Here is a 19956-nt window from a genome sequence, read left to right as displayed (position 1 = left end):
AATGATAGTTTTAATTCAATTATGACAATAAGGTAAATTTATTACATTCCGAAATAGGTGACCAATAGAGTCATCGCAAGTGTAGGATTTAGATAATGTTTTATAGAATCTTTTTACCAAAATTGTTTGTAGAATAATTTTAATTTTATGTATAGTTATTATTCAAGTATATGTTATTGAATTATACCTGTTAAACAGGTATAATCAAAGGAGAGATTCTATGATTATCGGATTTGTAGATTATCATTAATAGAGAGGAAATTAATATGGAAAAGTTTATTCCTACACCTACCATTAGTGAAATATTAAAAGAAGAGTTTATGGATCCATTAGGACTATCTGCATATCGATTAGCTAAGGATATACATGTGCCTGTTTCACGGATTCAAGAAATATTGAATGGTACACGATCTATTTCAGCAGATACATCGTTGCGTTTAGCGAAATACTTTGGTGTTTCGGAAGGGTATTTCTTGCGTTTACAGATGGATGTTGATTTGCGTACAGCAAAACTTAGTGAGGGGATGGATGAAGTATTATCCTCTATTGCACATTGTGCTTCATTAGAACCCGTAGATTGTCAATAAGAGATTGATAGTTTTCGATGTATTTGGTACAATTATCTTAAATTAGTAAGTTGTTACAACAGTGAATATTGATATAAGGAGAACCTATGTTATTCGTTGAATATCCTAAATGCACAACATGCAAAAAAGCAAAGAAATTCTTAGATGATCATAACATTAAGTACACAGATCGTGACATCAAGTCCGAAAATCCTACAGCAGAGGAAATCGCTGCTTGGTATCCACAATCTGGCAAGGATTTGAAAGCATTCTTTAATACTTCTGGTATGATTTACCGTGAACAACAATTAAAGGATAAATTGCCAAACCTTAGTGAAGAAGAAAAACTAGCTTTATTAGCATCTAATGGCATGCTTGTAAAACGTCCTATCTTGGTTCTTGAAGACAAAGTACTCGTTGGATTTAAAGAAGCAGAATGGGTTGAGGCGTTGAAGCTCTAATTTCATAACCTTGGGTCAAAGCCCCTATCTCTAAAAGCCTCCATAGCGAGCTAAGTCATTTTTAGAGATAGGGGCTTTTCCTTTTATATGAAATTAGTATCTCCAACTAGGACCTATTAAAATAACCTCCATAGCGAGCTAAGTCATTTTCAGAGATAGGTTCGTTCCTTTTTTATACAATTTATGAAATTAGAGCAACAACTGGGGACTCTAGGGAGGCTAAGTTATTTTTAAAGATAGGGGTTTTCATTTATTAAAAAATTTGATTTGTATATTTCTTTTATGTTTTGTATAATAATTACACTATAGCAATACCCCTATGGGTATTTTAAGTGTTAGCAATATTAATTATAGAAGTAAAAGGTATTTCCGGATTAAGTAAGGCCGGTATCTCATTTATAGAGAGGTCTATATGAAGTTTTTACAGTCTTTATCAGCGCAGGTTTCTCTGCGTACGCAGGGGGCTATTTTGGCACTCGGCTTGTTATTTATTATATTAGATGCGCTTACGGAGCCTATGAACCCAGCTATTGATTTGGCGTGGGTAACGGTCATCATTTGTGGCTTGCCATTGCTCATTAACAGCGTGCAAAGTATTTTGGATCATTTAGAGATTCATGCTAATTTTCTCATCGTGATAGCCATGGTGGCGCTTATTGCGATTGGAGATTACCATACGGCGGCTTATGTAGGACTCATCGTACATGGTGGCTTTTTCTTAGAGCAGCTTATTACGGGTGACGTACATTATACATTGGATGATGATATGTTGCCGACCATGCCTACACAGCTTGTAGCCTTGCGTCAGGGCATTAACAATTATTCATCTGTTATTGTTGTGGCTGTTATGTTGCTTTCCATGGGTTCCTATGCATTGACGCAGAACTTTATGCATACCATTACATTGCTAGTTATCCTTTGCCCATGCTCTTTGGAACTCGTTCTTGTGGCACTCATGATGGGTTCTCTCGTAGATGAAAACTCTCCAACAGCGGGGCTTTCAAAAGAGGCAAAACAATGCCATTTGGGCCTACTTATCGTGTCCATAATGTTCCACGTTGCCATCATCGGTGCTGGTGTGTTAGGATCTATCAATCCAGTAACAGCTGCTGCATTACATGGCTTGGCTCGACTTGGTCTCGTGTATAATTTGAAAGTATTAAACGGTTCCTTGTGCGTCGCATAAATAATTAAACTCCCCTAGTAATCATAAGTATTACTAGGGGAGTTTTGTATATACAACAGTGAGTTGTACAGTACGTATTTATACATTACGTATTATACAGTACGTATTCTATTGTTGTCCTTTGTCTCCAAGGGTGAGGAGTAGGAATACGATGGATAGGATACATGCACCAACGAGGGCAATGAAACCACCATCCCAACCGTAGAGGTCAACCATGAGACCCATGAAAGCACCAGCACCGGCAGAACCGATGAGGTAACCAAGAAGGCCTGTAAGGCCAGTAGCTCCACCTGTTGCTACGCGTGGCACCATATCTGCTGCTTGAAGGCCAATCATCATAACAGGACCGTAGATGAGGAAGCCGATAGCGATGAGTGCTAAGTTATCGATGAGAATATTGCCTGCAGGGTTAAACCAGTACACGAGGATCGCCAAGATAACGAATAGCATGAAGCAAATTGTAGCTGGAGCACGACGGCCGCGGAATACGCGGTCACTCAAGTAACCACTTACGAGCATGCCTGGAATACCAGCCCATTCGTATAAGAAGTAAGCCCAACGGGAACCTTCTTTTGTGAAGCCTTTCACAGCGGTTAAATAGGTTGGTGCCCAGCTAACTACGCCGTAACGGATGAAGTATACAAAAATGTTTGCAATCGCAAGATACCATAAGTATTTATTATGCAAAATATATTTGTAGAAGATTTCTTTGAAAGTACTTTTTTCTTCATTTTCTGTATGTGTATGAACGACTTCGTGTTTGTATTCTTCGATAGGAGGTAAGCCACAGGATTGAGGCGTATCTTTCAACAATACAAAGGTAATAATCGCTAACACGATAGAGATAAGGGCAGGGAAGAAGAAGATACTATGCCATGTACCGAATAGGTAGATGCCAAGCGTAGCAAGAGGAGCGATGATGCCGCCACCTAGATTGTGGGAAACGTTCCACCAGGACCACCAAGCACCGCGTTCGGAACGGGAGAACCAAGTTACCATGTTTTTCGCATATGGAGGGTAGCCCATACCTTGGAACCAACCGTTTAATAAGGCAAGAACGCACATGATAGGAATACTGCTCATAACACCTGGTAAGGTGCCGAATAATAACATAACTAAAGCACTAAGCAATAGACCTACTGTGGAGAAGTATTTTGGGTTAGAGCGGTCAGACGCATTACCCATAACAAATTTACTTACGCCGTAAGCTACGGATAAGATGGTCATAACTATACCGAGATCCGCTTTGGTGTAGCCGTACTCAGCAATCATGTACGGAACAGCCAAGCTAAAGTTTTGACGGATCAAATAGAATGTAGCATAACCAATAAATGTACCTGCAAAGACTTCGCGACGAAGACGTTTGTAGGTGGAATCGATTTGCGCCTCTGGTAAACGTTCAATATGAGGAGCAGGAGAGAAAATCGACATCGTTACACATCCTTTCTACAACATGTCATTTGTAATAATACCATGTAGGGTATGTAATCGACTATACTTAATTTTTTATTATAATAAATAGTTATTAGAAAACTGAATTATGGATAACATTAATTAGGGTGAAATAGGATTGAATAGGTTGAAAATATCTTCTATGTAAAAATTATCAATTTGCAAATATATATATGAATAACTGTTCATGCATTTGCGTAATAAGGCTATGCATGAATAATATAATCTTATTGAATCCGCATTTTTCTGTACTTTTGAGTGTATATGAGTAATTGTACATATTTTGTTATTGACACAAGGTAATGCGAAAATCGTTAGCTTGGCTGACCGTTGGGTCACATGGATTGTAGTGATTGCGTTATTGGCCGCGGTTGGCACCTATGTGGTAACTGGAGAAATCATTCGTGCCGTAACCATCCTCGTTGTGTTCTGTCCTTGTGCTCTCGTATTGGCAACGCCGGCAGCGATTATGGCGGCTATTTCTAATGCGAGCCAACACGGTTTCCTCGTGCGCCGTGGTAATATTATGGAACGCTTGGCGAAGGTTGATACGATGACCTTTGATAAAACAGGTACCTTGACCTATGGTACACCTGAGGTGACCGCCGTTGAGACTGTGGGTCCCATGCCTACTGATGAGTTGTATCGATTGGTTGCTTCGGTAGAGACTAAATCTGAGCATCCATTGTATATGTTGCTGTTGATGGTGTATTGGCTGGTTATGTGGCTTTGGCGGATCGTGTTCGCCGTGAAAGTCGCGCCGTAGTAGAGTCCTTAAACGAACTTGATGTGATGCCTGTTCTTTTAACAGGTGACCATGTGGCAACAGCGAAAACGATTGGTAAACGATTGAACGTATCCAATGTGATTGCAGACTGTTTGCCAGAAGACAAGATGGATACAGTGGCTCAATTACAACAAGACGGCAATATTGTAGCCATGGTTGGCGATGGTGTAAACGATGCACCAGCCCTTAAAAAATCCGACGTTGGCATCGCCATGGGTGGTGTTGGTAGCGATATCGCGGTAGAGGCAGCAGATATCGTTCTCGTAAACGACAATATTACAGAAATTCCTCACCTCGTGGCCTTATCTAAACGCATGATGACTACCATCAAGGTAAACCTTTCCTTCTTGTTGATCTTGAATTTTGTGGCCATCATCTTGGCAATGGTTGGTACTTTATCTCTAGTGTGGGGGGGCCTTGTTCATAACGGAGGGAGCCTTCTCGTAGTTGCAAACTCTGCATTACAATTGCGTTGGGCTTATAAATCTAATTACATAGTAGATGATGATCATTCCGTTCTCATGAACGCAGCTCGTAAACGCGTGTTTGAGGCTTAATAGTAGTTCATTATAAATATAAGTATGGAGTGTGTGTATCGATTTGATTACTAAATCGATGAGCGTTAAAAAATAATATAGTCAATAAAAAGCGCTATCTATCCCTAAGGAAACTCAAATAGAGTCGTGGAATAGATAGCGCTTTTGTTTTATATATTATGAGTTTCGATTAATCAATGTATGTTACAGGATAGCCTTTTGCTTCGATTTCGCGGCGGTTAAGGCCGTTTGGCATATCTGGATAACCGATAGCTAGGCTAGCGTAGACTTTTTCGTCTTCGCTAAGACCTAGTTCATGCATTTTGGCTTGGATGCGTTCATTATCTTGAAGATGACGGATTTGGTTAACCCAGCAACTACCAAGGTCAAGTTCATTGCAAGCAAGCATCATGTTTTGCATAGCACATGACACGTCAGCAAAGTTGTTGGCATAACTTGGTTTACTAGCCAATACGATGAGTACAGGCGCTCCATAGTTGAATACAAATTTGCCTTCGGCGGACATCTTAATGATATTCACCATGTAAGGTAAAGTATTTTCTGTAATCGGCATTTTGCCGTATTCTTCCTGAACAAGAGTTACTAATTCGTTGAGCACATCTTGGTTTGTGATAACCATGAAATGTGTTAATTGTGTGTTGCCACCAGATGGAGCACGACGACCTGCGTCGAGCACTTGATCGATGAGCTTTCTAGATAATTGATCAGCTTTAAATTTTCGCGTACTATGACGAGTTTTAATACATCCTAAGGTGTTCATGTGGTCCTCCTATGACAAATGGGATTTGATATAGAGTTTCTTTTATTATACTACGAGGAAGGACCTAGTAGGGGACATATAATTTCTTCCTATTAATTCTATAGAAGTGCCTAATTCTTAACGAATAAGAAAATAAATATTAATTAATTGACAAATTTAAAAATATCTGTTCAAAGTGGGCTTTTTGCGTTGACTGTTTACCGTAAAATTGTGTACAATTAATTAGTAGATAATTGTGTGCATATGGAGGTAGAATATGGCAGAAATTGGTGTACTTGAAGGGTACAAACATAAAGAAGATGTTCCTGATTCAGAATATTTAAGATTGGAAAATCAATTGAGCTTTCCACTCTATGTAGTGGCAAAGGAAATTGTTAATGCATATCGTAGTCACTTAGATCCTTTAAATTTGACATATACTCAATACGTCGTAATGATGGCATTGTGGCAATATGGTGATTTATCCGTTAAGGAATTGGGACAAGTATTGCGCCTTGATTCCGGTACATTAACACCGCTTTTAAAGAAATTAGAAGCCAAAGCATTCTTGAAACGCAAACGCAGTCGTCAAGATGAACGCGTAGTTATGGTAACCCTTACTGATACGGGCAAAGCATTACGTGATGTAGCGGTTCATATACCACGCCGCTTGGCTGAATCGTCAGGTCCTATATTTGACGTAGAAGAGACACGTCAATTGCGTATGTTGCTTAATAAATTGCTAGAAGCAATCGATAACGCAAATGCAAAAACAGCAGAGAACATGAAGGGCTAATTTGATACAACCTCATATGCATATATTCTGTAACCTTGGAAATCTAAAAATTTTATTAAAAATGTGATATACTATACATATAGCGTATTGTATTCAAGTCATGTGAGAGTATGACTGATTCGTGATTTGCCCTCGTGGCACAAAGGAGATCATTATGAATAAAAATTTATTAGGTGCATTTGTATTAGCCGGTACATTATTAGTAGGTGGTGTTGCAAACGCAGCAAACTGGAATGGGTTAGCTAACTACCCAGAGGTTCCAAATAGTGCAAATGGTACAGAAACGTATTTCTTTGATAAAGCATCTGAGTTTAAAGGTATCGATAGCAGCCGTAACAACGTATTTGGTGTTAATGTAATTAACATGCATAATAACCAATACGGGGAAGCTACATTGTTCAAATATCTTGTTAATCCAAGCTTACATACTGTATATCGTTACGCTCCAGATGGTCAAGTTTACCAAATTCAACCTGGAACAAATGAGTTCAATATGTTTATGGCTGCTTGGAAAGAAGTATACGGCACAACTTTCGAATTCCCAGCGTTATAATCTGATGGCCCGTGCCGTAATAATTACATAACTATTGCTGGTGAAAGCTCCTTTTGGGCTTTCACCAGTGTTGTTTATGGAGGTTTTTTATGTCTAAATCTGAATTTGCTCAAGCCTATACGGAGCGTATGTTCCCTGATATTGCAGCCCCAGCAGGTTATATTGATCCAGAGTTTGAAGTATTGTTTGATAATTTTGCCTTTGATGAAGTCATCACCGAAGAAGACCGTAATGTACCGGCAAAGGATCGCTTCTTAGCCATTCTCGCTACATTAGTAGGCGCCTCAGCTGTTGATGAGTATGCATTAATGCTACCGGCAGCATTAAACTTTGGCCTTATTCCTGATGAAGTGGTAGAGCTCATTTATCAAGCGGTGCCCTATCTTGGCATCGGACGTGTGCGCCCATTCTTTAAGGTGACCAATAAGATTTTTGACTATCGAGGAGAGGCTATTGTTGATCCCTCTCGCAGCACAATCACTGGAGAGTCCCGTCTTGAAAAAGGCGTAGAAAAACAAGTGGAAATCTTTGGGGAGTCTATGCGTAACTCTTACCAAGAAGGGCCAGAAGATATTCGTCATATCAACAAATGGCTTGCCAATATGTTCGGCGATTACTATACGCGTAAAGGCCTTAGCGTGGCTCATCGTGAAATGATTACCTTCTGTTTCCTCGCAGCTCAAGGTGGCTGTGAAGCTCAACTCAAGGCTCATGTAGAAGGCAATTTGAACGTAGGGAACAGTAAACAATATTTGATTAACATCGCATCCCAATGCGTGCCGTATATCGGCTATCCTCGTACCTTAAATGCCCTTCGTTGCATTCAAGAAGGCTACACCGCATGGGAAGCTAAACAATAAAGGAGTTCTATGTTTGATTTAAATCCGGTTCAGATATTAGCAAGTATTCCTGCTATTATGATCGTTTTTTCTATCTTTGGATATGCAGAGGCAAAGGTAGCAACTTGGTTTGGTGATCCAACGCCGCGTCTGGCGGGACGCCTCACATTGTCACCAATGGCACACCTTGATCTAATTGGTACCATCTGTATTATTCTTGTTGGCTTTGGTTGGGCAAAACCTATGTCAATTAATCCATCTTACTTTCAAGATCCACGACGTGATATAAGCTTGCTTGCCTTTGCAGGTCCTGTGGCAGGTCTTATAGCAGGCTTTATATTCACCTTTATATATATGCTCCTTGGAAAATTAGGCCTCATGGAGTCCCAAGGTCTTGCCATGGTTATGCAATATATTATTTTATATAGTATTGGCTTATCAATCTTCTGTTTGATTCCGTTCCCACCATTGCCTGGTTTTAATATTATCTTGCCGTGGTTGCCTACAGAGTGGCAGATGAGATATTACCAATTAGGGATGCTTAATTTATTATTCTTTATCATCCTTATTAACACACCCATTATTTCCATCGTTATTCGTCCATTACAACAAACGATATTTAAAATCTACTTTGCCATTATTGGGCTCATACTATAATTATATTTTGTGAAAGTTTCTACCATAAAGATAATATCTTTATGGTAGTTTTTTATAGTTTATAGATAGATTTAGCTTATCTTTACATATAATGTATTTGTAAATTTTTTTCGTTTTTTATAGTAACAATTTTACTTTTGACTGTTCTTTGGATTTTATATTAAAAACTATCGATATAGTTCCTCAATTGTGTTATAATAAATAAAGAAATCGTAAATTTTCGATATATTAATATTACAGTGTATTATTAGATACTATCGATAGAGTAAATTGATCCGCTACATCGATATGTAAATCAATACACTAAATCGACACGTAAATCGATATATAAAATCGATACAGTATATAGATATTCAAGTGAATAAATGAGGAATTACATATGAATTTTGAAGAAAATCAAGTGCCAGAGGCGATTCTGGACAAGCTTACAAAGGTGTGCACATGTCGTAGTATTACGCGCAAAACGATTAAAGAAGCCATTTTAAATGGTGCTCATACATTTCCACAAGTAAAAGAAGCAACTCGTGCTGGCACGGGTGCTTGTGGTGGCAAAGGCTGTGGGCCTCGTATCGTAAAGCTCTTAGCGGAAATGAAAGAGCAAGGAAAAATTTAATTTGCGAAATGTAACATACACATTTTACACATCCAAAATGTAAGATACATAGTTTACACTCCAAAATGTAAACTATAATGTTTACACAACAAAAATGAAACATATAAAGATTGTTATTTGATTCTCTCAATGGATATACCCATTGGGTTTTCGAGTAACAATCTTTTTGTTTTGTAAGATACATGTACTATAGTGCTGCTTGTCGTGTGTTGGTTATGTTGGGCTCGTTTATATTTTTTGATATACTATACATAATACTTTTTAGAGATTTGAGGGAGGTATGCATGTTTCGACGTTTCATAGCAGTCACTATGATTGGTGCATTAGCACTCACAACGGGCTGCGGTTTACATAATCCATTTACTTCAAAGGCAGAGCCTGTGACCTATGAGTCCGTGGCACAAAGCGAGCTTTCACCGGAGCAAAAGGTGGACAAGTTAGTGGCTAATATGTCCGATGCAGACAAGGTAGGCCAATTGTTGATGATTGGCATTCACGGCACAACGTTAAATGATGACGCTAAATTTATGCTCAACGAGTATCGTGTGGGCGGCATCATCTTGTTTGATCGTAATATGGAGTCCAAGGATCAAGTTAAAACGCTCATTGCAGATATTAATAAGGCTGGTAAAAGCGTCGGTTTAACGCCATTGTTCCTCGGCATCGACCAAGAGGGTGGTGCGGTAGCGCGCATGGATGATAAGCTCATCAAGGTTCCTCCTGCAGAAGAATTGGGCAAGACATCTGTTGAGCAAGCGGTATCCTTAGCAAAACAGTCTGGTGTGGAACTAAAAGACTTGGGATTCAATATTAACTTTGCTCCTGTGGCGGATTTGGGATTAACCTATGGCCGTTCCTTTAGTACGAACCCTGATGAGGTCGTTCGCTATGCAGGTGCCGTTGGCAAGGCTTACGATGAAGCGGGCTTGTGGTATTCCTATAAGCATTTTCCAGGCATTGGTAAGACCGATGTAGACTTGCACGCGGATACAAGCATCGTTCCTGTATCTAAAGAAACATTGCTTTCAGAGGACACAAAGGTATTTATAGACCTTATCAAACAGTCTAAACCGAATACCTATACAATCATGGTGTCTCATGCGATGTACCCACAAATCGATCCAGATCATCCTGCTAGTTTATCGAAAGCGATTATTACGGATTGGTTGCGCAAGGACATAGGCTATAATGGCGTTGTCGTAACGGATGACATGGACATGGGGGCCCTCGCAAAACACTATACCTTTGGTGATATGGCAGTGCAATCCATCCTCGCCGGCAGCGATATCTTGCTCGTATGTCACGAATACGAACACATGCAAGAGGCTTATAATGGCCTTATGAAAGCCGTGAAAGACGGTCGTATCTCGAAAGAACGACTCGATGAATCGGTGAAACGAATCTTGCTTATGAAAATGAGCAAAATTTAGAATCATTACAATAGAAAAATATATAGTGTATACATAGCAAGATATCAAGGATTTTATTAAACCGATAGAGAATTAATAGGTAAAGTAATTCTCTGTCGGTTTATTTTTTATTGTATAGTTTGTTTTGTTAGGAGTGAGGTATATGGCTCGCAGAATTATGCTGAACGGTACGTCCTATTTTGGACAAGGCGCGATTCAGGAGATTGTGAACGAAATTAAGAATCGTCACTTTAAAAAGGTTCTCGTTACGTCTACACCTGATTTATTCGAGTTTAAGGTAGCTACAAAGGTTACAGACCTACTTGATGCGGCAGGTATTGCTTATGAAGTCTACGACGGTATCAAACCAAATCCTACCATCGAAAACGTAACGGCTGGTGTTGAGGCTTGTAAAGCGGCTGGCGCCGATGTTATCGTTGCTGTTGGTGGCGGTAGCCCGATCGATACAAGCAAGGCGATTGCTACTATTATTACGAACCCTGAGTTCGCCGATGTACGCAGCCTTGAAGGTTTAGCGCCTACTAAGAATCCGTGCTTGCCAATCATCGCTGTTACTACTACATCTGGTACGGCAGCAGAGGTTACTATCAACTATGTTATTACAGATGTTGAAAAGAACCGTAAATTCGTTTGTGTTGATCCACATGACATCCCAATCGTTGCCATCGTAGATCCTGATATGTCTGCGTCTATGCCAACAGGCCTTTGCGCTGCCACAGGTATGGATGCCCTCGTACACGCCGTAGAAGGTTATATCACAAAAGGTGCGTGGGAGCTAACTGATATGCTCCATTTGAAAGCTATCGAAATTATTGGTCGGTCCTTGCGCAGTGCCGTGGCCGGCGATTACGCAGGTCGTGAAGCTATGTCCTTAGGTCAATATATTGCAGGCATGGGCTTCTCCAACGTAGGCCTCGGCATTGTTCACTCCATGGCGCATCCATTGAGTGCTGTGTACGATATCCCTCATGGTAAGGCTTGTGCGATGTTGTTAACAGCAGTATTGAAATTCAATGCCCCTGCTACAGGTGAAAAATATCGTGAAATCGCGCGTGTTATGGGCGTTCCGCATGTAGATACTATGGATGAAAGCACCTATCGTCAGGCTGCAATTGATGTAATTCAAAAATTAGCTGACGACGTAGGCATTCCTAAATCTCTTAGCGAAGCAGGTGTAAAAAGGGAAGACATTTCATTCCTCGCTGAATCTGCTTTCAATGATGCATGTACACCTGGTAACCCACGGGACGCATCTTTAGAAGAAATAATCGGCATCTATGAATCCATATTCTAATTAGCGTCTTTACATATTTCAAATGCCTCCGAATGTGTAAAGAAAATACATTTACACACTTGTTTAACAAAACTAGCCATCTCTTTTTAGAGGTGGCTAGCTTTGTGTTTAAAGCGCTATCTATTGTTTTATGACTCGGACCTTTGACCTCGTGTTCAGTGAGAAAGCTATTTTTATACGTAATCCTTTCTTGAAAATGGTAGTTTACATAAGTATACTAAGGATATGAATAGATAGTTTGACTGAGAGCCGAGCGATTTTGGTAGATGGCACTCAATGACTAGGTGCTTAGTTCAACTCGTTAAATCGCTGAGATGGTTACATGTGATGTTTAGATAGGTGTTAGATAGTAATGCTAAGGAGAATCTTATGAAATTATGGAAATTTAATAAGCGGAGTTCTACCTTGGCAGATATGTCTATGAATCGTGTGCTTTTAACGGAGCTTATTGCAAAGGGGGCCCTTGTTGGGGTGATTGCAGGTTTCTTTGGGGCATCATACCGTTATTTGATACTTGAATCAGAGCATATTAGGTGGCATCTGATGGATGGTATTACTATGGAATGGGCCATAGGTTGGCTTGTGGCCATGGTCATTTTTGCGTTTATCGTAGATCGATTGCTCGCGTGGGCCCCATTGTCCGGTGGTTCAGGGATTCCTCAAATCGAAGGGGAAATGCTTGGACTCTTTGATATGAAGCCCTATCGGACACTAGTATCTAAAATGATTGGTGGCGTACTGACCGGCTTTGCAGGATTTTCCGTAGGTCGTGAAGGGCCAGCCGTACAGATTGGTGGTTCTGCTGGGAAGATTGTGTCTTACTGGATGAATTCGGGGCTACGAGAACAGCGTATTTTGACATCCGCAGGTGCTGGGGCAGGCTTAACAGCTGCCTTTAGTGCGCCCGTATCGGGGGCGATGTTCGTCTTTGAAGAGGTACATAAAAGCTTTTATCCGTATCTCGTTGTACCAACCTTCGTGGCAACTTTGATTTCTAACTATATTACAGTTAGTATCTTTGGACTTACACCAGCGCTGGGCTTTACGGTGACCTCAGGGGTTCCTCTTGAATATTTCCCGATACTGCTCATGGTTGGTGTTATCATGGGGCTATGTGGCGTGTTATTTTGCCGTATGATTTTTGCTTTCAAGAGGTTCTTTGACTGGCTCAAATGTTCTCGATTCTTGAAATTAGCCCTTACCTTTGTGGCGGTGGCAGCCATTGGTTTTGATTCGCAGCTCCTCTTGGGTGGGGGCAATGACCTTGTGGGTCAGCTTGCCTTTCAATCTCATGGCGTATTGCTCTTAGGTGGCATCGTATTAGGCAAGATTTTACTTACCACCTTCTGCTATGGCAGTGGTGCTCAAGGGGGCATATTTTTGCCCATGCTCGTAATTGGTGCTGCAACAGGTGCTTTTTGTGAAAGCTTACTTTCAACCTTAGGACTTATTTCTCCTGATTTTGTACCACAGTTCGTTATCTGTGCCATGGGAGGTATGTTAGCGGCCGCTATGCGGACCCCAATTTTGGCGATTTTGCTCGTTCTTGAAATGACGGATAGTTTCTCTAATATTTATGCTATCGGTATCGTTACGCTCGTGGCCTATCTTGTGGCGGAGCTTTTAAAAGAACCGCCGATTTACGATTCCTTGTTGCAAGCCATGAGTGGTCAAAGCAATCTAGAATCGGTGCAAACCTTCTTTCAAACGAAGGTGCCTGTGGTGGCAAATTATACGGATGTACAGCTACAAGACTTGGCATTACCAGATGGTACATTGATCGTAAGTATTCGCCGTAATGGTACCTACATTGTGCCATTAGGCGATGTAAAACTCGAGCCAGGCGATGAATTACAAGTCTCCTGTGAACGTGGCCGATTGAAGGCGGCTAAGGAATTTTTCCAATCAAATTAGTCATTATATCTAAAGCTAATCGTTGATTCGTGGTATATATTAGGAGTAGTTTATGAAAATTGTGAAAGCTACTGAGTCAGATGTATTGGATCTGTACCGTTTGCAATTGCTTACATTTGAAAGCGAAGCGGAGATGATTGGAAGTCGAATGGTTCCTGCATTGATGGAGTCGGAAGAGGAGTTTAAAGCTACTTTCACCCAATGGCATACCTATAAACTAGTAGATGATGGGGGAAGAATCATCGGAGGTATTCGCTATCAATATGACGATGGAGTGGTAGAGGTCGGTCGCTTGATGGTGCATCCAGACTATCGGCAACAAGGGCTGGCTCGGAAATTATTAGCCTTCGTAGATGAACAATGCAGTCAAGATCGGCGCGTATTATATACATGTACGAAAAGCTGGATTAATATAAAGTTATATACAAAAATGGGGTATAAAGCCGTTAGAGAAATACAGGATGACACGGGATTATCCTTTGTATATATGGAGAAGCAATAATTCAAACGGCATGGGAGGTCTTAATGTGCTTGATAATATAGTGGTATTCTATATATTCTTTACCATAGTTGGCTTTTTAGCGGCTATGCTTGGCACCATCATCGGTGCCGGTGGGGGACTCGTATTCGTGCCTCTCTTTATGTATTGGTTCCCTGAGTGGTCTCCGTCCATGATTGTAGGGACGTCACTCTTTTCTGTTATGTGTAATGCTATTTCTGGATCTATAGCGTATCTAAAACAAAAAAAGGTATATATTAATGCTGCTATTGTATTTAGTTTAGCTACATTCCCAGGCGCCATTTTAGGGGCTCAAATGTCGGGATGGTTCTCCGGCAAGGGCTTTATGTTTGCCTTTGGATGCTTTATGCTGTGTGCATCTGTATTGATTGGTTTTAAAAATTTTAGAAAAGGGGAACGCAAGGAAGAGTCTCTGACTCTTGAGCAGTTGAGCTATAGTAAGCCCATCGGTATTAGTATTAGCTTCTTTGTAGGCTTTATTTCTAGTATCTTTGGTATCGGTGGAGGACTTATTCATGTGCCGGCTTTGATTTATCTCATGGGATTTCCTACACATATGGCAACGGCTACAAGTCAATCTATTCTCGCCGTATCAACAACGGTGGGGGTTATTACACATTTGATTGAAAGTCATATTGTATTTAGCATTGCTATCCCTACTAGTATTGGCGCTATCTTTGGCGCTCAAGCGGGGGCCCGTATTGCAAAACGTCTCAAAGCAAAAGCTATCCTCGCTCTCATGAGCGTAGCTGTCTTTGCATTGGCGGTACGCCTCATTCTTAAATCTGGTATCTTGGGATGATATAATTTAATACAAGCCCTCTAATGGTGATTCGTAAGCATGTTACCATTAGAGGGCTTTCTGTATTTTCAGCATTTTATAAAAGGGTATAACTAAAAGTCATAGAGAACTATAAATGAGAATGAAAAATTTAAAATATATAAATCATACTATTTTTATGCATAATGTTAGTAATGTATTTACTATAGAATTATAGGTAGTACGAATCGTTATTTAGAGAGGTTTTAGCATATAATTACTGACTATATCTATACATGCTTAATAAATAAGGATTCTTGATTGTATATGAGGAAAAATGGGTACATGATAATGCTAATGAGATGTACTTTCAACTGAGGGAATAAAAGGGGAATGCATATCGATTTTTATTAGAAGAGATATAAATTATGCATAATTATAGTGAGGAGAATGAGAACGGCGTATACTAAAAGTAATAGATTCCTTAAGAAAGGATAGGAGGAAATAGAAGTGAGTACACTTATTAGAGATTATGAACGTTTTGCCAAGGAGGCAAATGAGATTTGTAAAGGTCGCGTATACACCGATCATTTACGTCGTTATGCATATGGCGTTGATGCGTCTTGCTATAGCTATTTACCAAAGGTAGTTGTTAAAGCTGAAGATGAACGAGAAGTAAGACGACTTATTCGTTTGTGTCAACAATGTGGGACACCATTTACATTCCGTGCGGCCGGCTCCTCCTTGTCTGGTCAATGCTCCAGTGAAGATGTGCTCATCGTATGTAATGATGGCTTCAAGAAAATGGAAGTTATTGATGATGGGAAAGCCTTGAAATGTGAATGCGGTGTTATCGGTTCCGATGCGAATGATTTATTGAAACCGTACAATCGTAAAATTGGTCCAGATCCTGCAACGCTTGCTACAGCATTAGTAGGTGGTATCTTGAATAATAACTCCTCTGGTATGTGCTGTGGTACGGCGCAAAACTCTTATAAAACAATTCGGTCCATTCGCGTTGTATTATTAGATGGCTCCATCCTTGATACGTCTGACCAAAAGAGTATTGATCAATTCCTTAAAGAAAAACCTCAAATGGTAGAGGATATCTTACAATTGCGTAAGGATATTTTGGCCGATGAAGAATTGACACACTTGATTCACCATAAGTACAAAATCAAAAATACCACAGGTTACGGCTTGAACTCCCTTGTTGATTTTGAAGATATTATTGATATCATCAACCACTTGTTCATCGGTTCTGAAGGTACATTGGGTTTCGTATCTGAAATCGTATATAACACTGTTGAGGACGTACCTTACAAAGGTTGCGGTCTCATGTTCTTCAAAACATTGAATGATGCATCTCTTGCGGTTGTAGCCTTGGCTAATATGGGTCGTGACAAGGTTGTAGCTGCTGAAATGATGGACTATCAATCCCTTAAGGCCGTTCAATCGCTAGATAATGTGCCTGAATTTGTTCGTGAAGTTCCTGAAGGTACAAGTGCTATCCTGTTCCAAACTGAAAGCTACTCCAAAGAAACTGTCGATGAAAACTTAGCTTTCATTAAAGACAAATTGAAAGATATTCCAACGGCTATCCCAAGTCTTTACTCTCAAGATCCTAAAGAATACGATTCCTGGTGGGCAATCCGTAAAGGTATCTTGCCAATCGTTGGTGGTCAACGTAGAAAAGGCACCACTGTTATTACAGAAGACGTATGCTTCCAAATCGAAGATTTCACGAAGGGCATCGAAATGCTTACCGAATTATTCCACAAATACGATTTCGTAGACGGTGGCGTAATCTTCGGCCATGCGTTATCTGGTAATGTTCACTTTAACATTACGCCTGATTTCAGTGATCCTAAAGATACTAAGAACTTTGGCGATTTGGTAAAAGAAATGTCCGAACGCGTTTCTGGCTTCGGTGGTTCTTTGAAAGCTGAACATGGTACGGGTCGCATGGTGGCACCGTTCATTGAAATGGAATGGGGCCGTAAAGCGTACGAAATCAACCGTCGTATTAAAGCTATCTTTGACCCTGAACGCATCTTGAATCCTGATGTTATCATTACTGATGACCCAGATGTGTATAAGAAAAACCTTAAAGCTCAATGCGTTATCGATGATGCTTTCACAATCTGTATGGAATGTGGTTTTTGTGAAAAACATTGTCCAAGCCGTAATTTAACATTGACTCCACGCCAACGTATTGCATTGTTGCGCGAAACGAAACGCCTTGAAAACGAAGGCAATTTCACATTGGCTGCAGAGCTTAAAAAAGGCTATGAATACTTTGGTGTAGATACCTGTGCTGCGTGCTCCATGTGTAAAGGCCTTTGCCCACTCAGCATCGATACGGCTCAAATTGCATTATCTATGCGCCGCATCGATCCTCCAGCACCAGAATTGGCTAAGAAGATTTACGATAATTTCCCTACTACACTTCAAATGGCTCGTGCCGGCGTAAGTCTCGAAGGTATTGCAGGCTCTATTGTTACACAAAAAGCGATTTCCAAGATTACAGAAGGCTTACATGGTGTAACTGGTATTACTCCGTACATTCCTAAGACTACGCCTAAGGCCAACCGTTACAGATTAAGAAGCCGCATTAAACCGACTAATTTTGAAAAGGTTGTATACTTTAGTACCTGTGCGAACCGCGCTTTCAAACCTAATCAAGGTTATGACGATGAACGCAGCTTACAACAAGTAGTGGAAAGCCTTTGCAACAAGGCCCATATCGATATTATCTACCCTGAACATATCGAAAACCTCTGCTGTGGCTTGAGCTTTGAAAACTACGATGACGTTCATGAGCGTGCTGTAAAAGACTTACACGATGCGTTGATGAAAGCATCTCAAAATGGTAAATACCCAATCGTGATTGACCATAGTGCATGCTTTAATCATGCTTTCAAACATATGCCAGACTTAGAAATCAACGATATTTCTGAATTCTTGTGCAAATACGTTGTGCCTCATCTCGACATTGAAAAATGCGATGAACGGGTCATCGTACACAAACAATGTAAGATTAAATCCTTGAATAAATCTCAATATATTGAAGATTTGGCTCGTCTATGTACAGACCATGTATTCAACATTAAATCCTTTGCATGCGATGGCTTTGCTGGTCAAAAAGGGTTCTTCACACCAGAACTCAACAAATGTGCTACCAAAGACCTTGCAGCTGAAATCGCTGAATACGGTGCAACACTAGGCGTAAGCTCCAGCTCTACCTGTGAAATCGGCCTTGGCGAAAACGGCGGCATCCCATTCATTGGTGTTGCATTCCTATTGGACCGTTGCTCTAAGGCTAAGAAATAAGTCTTGTATAGCTATTGCTATTTACGTTAATGTTGCTAGTAGTTTACACTAAGGGTACTAGTAGGTTGGGTTAAAGTAACTGGTAGTTTATATTAATATTGCTTTAATATTGCTCGTAAATTATGTTAAAACTACTAATAGTTTTTTAGGAGTTTTATGAGATTTATTGCTAATTCTTTATTTTTCTAAGAAATGTGGTATACTAAACGTAGGTAGTAGAGTGTATGAAATTACCTGCAATATAACCAAAAAAAGGACGAGTGGCAGCTCGTCCTTTTTCTTGCTTATTTTTTGTTTTTATTGTTAAGCCAGTAGCTGTAGGTAGTTACAACTAAGGCAACAATAATAGGGGCAAGCAAGGTGCCCCAGAGTGTATAAAACAGCTCCTGCAATATACCACCTCCTTTCGGGAGGTATTTTATATTATATCATCATGCTATGGAGTCTTGTACATAATTAATGATTGGAGAATTCTTAATGAAGAAGGTTGTGCTTTTCTTTCTTTTAATAACAGCCCTTACGGGATGTGGATTGAATCAAAATACGAATAGTAATAAAACAGAATCAAATGCAACTAGTTCTGCTACTGGTTCCTCTACATCTGCTGCGGGAATCAGCCAAGCGACTACCAAGCAAGATGGACATCTAATTACAGCAAAGCAAGCCTTATCCGCTGGTGAGTATGCGAAAGCCATAGAGGAAGCTACAGCGTCCATTAAGGATAATGCTAATAATGCAGAAGCCTATTCTGTACGTGGCTTTGCAACAGCATTAAACGGTGATGCGGCTAAAGGGTTGACAGATACTAAAAAGGCTTATGATTTAGACCCTAATAATGTGGCTAATTACTATAACATGGCGATGGTCTATAAGTTGCAAGGGCAGTTAAACGATTCTAAACAATGGTTTGAAAAGGTATTGGAAAAGGACCCTAGTAACACCTGGTCTGTGTATGGTATTGCTACCATTTATGCAGACCAAGGGGAAGATACTAAGGCCCTTGATTGGTTAGAAAAGGCTATAAAAATTGATCCCTCTGTAAAATCCGTTGCAGCCGAACAAGACCATTTTGAACGCTTTCACAATAACGGACGATTTAAAACGTTGGTAGAATTATAGACATGGATGTGAAACAGATGATTCGCCTTATTATAAAGGTGATAGGATTTATATATTGGCTTATTTTTCTATACCTTGGCGGTCTAATGGTCGTAGACTGGTCAGGGTTTATGACTCGGTACAATATTGAAACACCAATTTTCCTTAGCTATATAGTGGTGGTAGGGTGTATTGTTATGCCTTATTTGGTGTTTTATTGGAAAAAACTGAATCCTAATGTTAAACCGCCCTATTTGGTGCGATGTCTTAGTGCCTATATGAACCGTCTAGAGGACCAACATAGTATATGGTTTGATGTGCTATATGTACTCAAGCTACTGCTCTATTTTGTAACAATCCTGTGGATGATCTGTATACTATTACTCATCTTAGCAGCTATT

The 19956-nt window shown here is 40.1% G+C and carries 20 protein-coding genes; 17 read left to right on the top strand and 3 right to left on the bottom strand.

What is annotated here, in order from left to right; all coding sequences use genetic code 11:
* The first annotated feature begins 266 nt into the window (after positions 1-266).
* From B1A77_RS02520 to B1A77_RS02510, 3 genes are all read left to right on the top strand, one after another.
* On the top strand, positions 267-587 hold the full coding sequence (locus B1A77_RS02520; RefSeq protein WP_008602005.1) for a HigA family addiction module antitoxin: 321 nt from the start codon (positions 267-269) through the stop codon (positions 585-587).
* Between the two features lie 86 nt (positions 588-673).
* Complete coding sequence (locus B1A77_RS02515) at positions 674-1027, top strand: Spx/MgsR family RNA polymerase-binding regulatory protein (protein WP_077707823.1); 354 nt, start codon at positions 674-676, stop codon at positions 1025-1027.
* A gap of 412 nt (positions 1028-1439) precedes the next feature.
* A complete protein-coding gene (locus tag B1A77_RS02510) occupies positions 1440-2213 on the top strand; it encodes a hypothetical protein (protein ID WP_077707822.1) in 774 nt (257 codons plus the stop codon).
* Positions 2214-2321: 108 nt separating this feature from the next.
* Here the strand turns inward: B1A77_RS02510 and pgtP are convergent, their stop codons facing one another.
* Entirely contained in the window at positions 2322-3644 is a 1323-nt protein-coding gene (pgtP, locus tag B1A77_RS02505; protein ID WP_004694513.1) for a phosphoglycerate transporter protein PgtP, read from the bottom strand.
* A 304-nt stretch (positions 3645-3948) separates the two neighbouring features.
* Here pgtP and B1A77_RS10210 point away from each other — a divergent pair, with 304 nt between their 5' ends.
* Both B1A77_RS10210 and B1A77_RS10205 read left to right on the top strand, forming a co-directional pair.
* Positions 3949-4431 (top strand): HAD-IC family P-type ATPase, encoded by a 483-nt coding sequence (locus B1A77_RS10210; RefSeq protein ID WP_237301800.1) that lies wholly within the window; start codon positions 3949-3951, stop codon positions 4429-4431.
* Entirely contained in the window at positions 4377-5009 is a 633-nt protein-coding gene (locus tag B1A77_RS10205; protein WP_237301798.1) for an HAD-IC family P-type ATPase, read from the top strand. The genes B1A77_RS10210 and B1A77_RS10205 overlap by 55 nt, the downstream gene beginning before the upstream one ends.
* Before the next feature lie 169 nt (positions 5010-5178).
* On the opposite strand, the gene B1A77_RS02495 is transcribed toward B1A77_RS10205, so the two are convergent.
* Entirely contained in the window at positions 5179-5769 is a 591-nt protein-coding gene (locus B1A77_RS02495; protein ID WP_077707821.1) for a nitroreductase, read from the bottom strand.
* Positions 5770-6025: 256 nt separating this feature from the next.
* Here B1A77_RS02495 and B1A77_RS02490 point away from each other — a divergent pair, with 256 nt between their 5' ends.
* The 11 genes from B1A77_RS02490 (at position 6026) to B1A77_RS02440 (ending at position 18457) form a co-directional block, all read left to right on the top strand.
* Positions 6026-6544 (top strand): MarR family winged helix-turn-helix transcriptional regulator, encoded by a 519-nt coding sequence (locus tag B1A77_RS02490; protein ID WP_077707820.1) that lies wholly within the window; start codon positions 6026-6028, stop codon positions 6542-6544.
* 154 nt (positions 6545-6698) lie between these two features.
* Positions 6699-7097 carry a hypothetical protein gene (locus B1A77_RS02485; RefSeq protein ID WP_038125650.1) on the top strand — a complete coding sequence of 133 codons (399 nt, stop codon included), beginning with the start codon at positions 6699-6701 and terminating at the stop codon, positions 7095-7097.
* A gap of 89 nt (positions 7098-7186) precedes the next feature.
* Complete coding sequence (locus B1A77_RS02480; protein WP_077707819.1) at positions 7187-7957, top strand: carboxymuconolactone decarboxylase family protein; 771 nt, start codon at positions 7187-7189, stop codon at positions 7955-7957.
* 9 nt (positions 7958-7966) lie between these two features.
* Positions 7967-8593, top strand: a complete 627-nt coding sequence (locus B1A77_RS02475) for a site-2 protease family protein (RefSeq protein ID WP_077707818.1) — start codon at positions 7967-7969, stop codon at positions 8591-8593.
* A 379-nt stretch (positions 8594-8972) separates the two neighbouring features.
* Positions 8973-9206 (top strand): (2Fe-2S)-binding protein, encoded by a 234-nt coding sequence (locus B1A77_RS02470; RefSeq protein WP_077707817.1) that lies wholly within the window; start codon positions 8973-8975, stop codon positions 9204-9206.
* Between the two features lie 284 nt (positions 9207-9490).
* Positions 9491-10636: a glycoside hydrolase family 3 N-terminal domain-containing protein gene (locus B1A77_RS02465; protein WP_077707816.1), complete on the top strand. Its 1146-nt coding sequence runs from the start codon at positions 9491-9493 to the stop codon at positions 10634-10636.
* A 142-nt stretch (positions 10637-10778) separates the two neighbouring features.
* Entirely contained in the window at positions 10779-11930 is a 1152-nt protein-coding gene (fucO, locus tag B1A77_RS02460) for a lactaldehyde reductase (protein WP_077707815.1), read from the top strand.
* Positions 11931-12299: 369 nt separating this feature from the next.
* The gene (locus tag B1A77_RS02455) at positions 12300-13844 is read left to right on the top strand and encodes a ClC family H(+)/Cl(-) exchange transporter (protein ID WP_021148755.1); all 1545 of its coding nucleotides are present in this window, start codon (positions 12300-12302) and stop codon (positions 13842-13844) included.
* A gap of 52 nt (positions 13845-13896) precedes the next feature.
* Entirely contained in the window at positions 13897-14346 is a 450-nt protein-coding gene (locus B1A77_RS02450) for a GNAT family N-acetyltransferase (RefSeq protein WP_077707814.1), read from the top strand.
* A gap of 25 nt (positions 14347-14371) precedes the next feature.
* Positions 14372-15166 carry a sulfite exporter TauE/SafE family protein gene (locus B1A77_RS02445; protein WP_077707813.1) on the top strand — a complete coding sequence of 265 codons (795 nt, stop codon included), beginning with the start codon at positions 14372-14374 and terminating at the stop codon, positions 15164-15166.
* Between the two features lie 468 nt (positions 15167-15634).
* On the top strand, positions 15635-18457 hold the full coding sequence (locus tag B1A77_RS02440; RefSeq protein ID WP_077707812.1) for an FAD-binding and (Fe-S)-binding domain-containing protein: 2823 nt from the start codon (positions 15635-15637) through the stop codon (positions 18455-18457).
* Positions 18458-18741: 284 nt separating this feature from the next.
* On the opposite strand, the gene B1A77_RS10080 is transcribed toward B1A77_RS02440, so the two are convergent.
* Positions 18742-18816: a type I toxin-antitoxin system Fst family toxin gene (locus B1A77_RS10080; protein ID WP_229039624.1), complete on the bottom strand. Its 75-nt coding sequence runs from the start codon at positions 18814-18816 to the stop codon at positions 18742-18744.
* A gap of 118 nt (positions 18817-18934) precedes the next feature.
* On the opposite strand from B1A77_RS10080, the gene B1A77_RS02435 reads away from it, so the two are divergent.
* Entirely contained in the window at positions 18935-19576 is a 642-nt protein-coding gene (locus B1A77_RS02435; protein WP_077707811.1) for a tetratricopeptide repeat protein, read from the top strand.
* The last annotated feature ends 380 nt before the right edge of the window (positions 19577-19956 follow it).

Source organism: Veillonella parvula (assembly GCF_002005185.1).
GTDB lineage: Bacteria > Bacillota > Negativicutes > Veillonellales > Veillonellaceae > Veillonella > Veillonella parvula_M.
The sequence above is the reverse complement of the archived record's forward strand: the minus strand, read 5'-3'. Positions and strand labels throughout refer to the sequence as shown.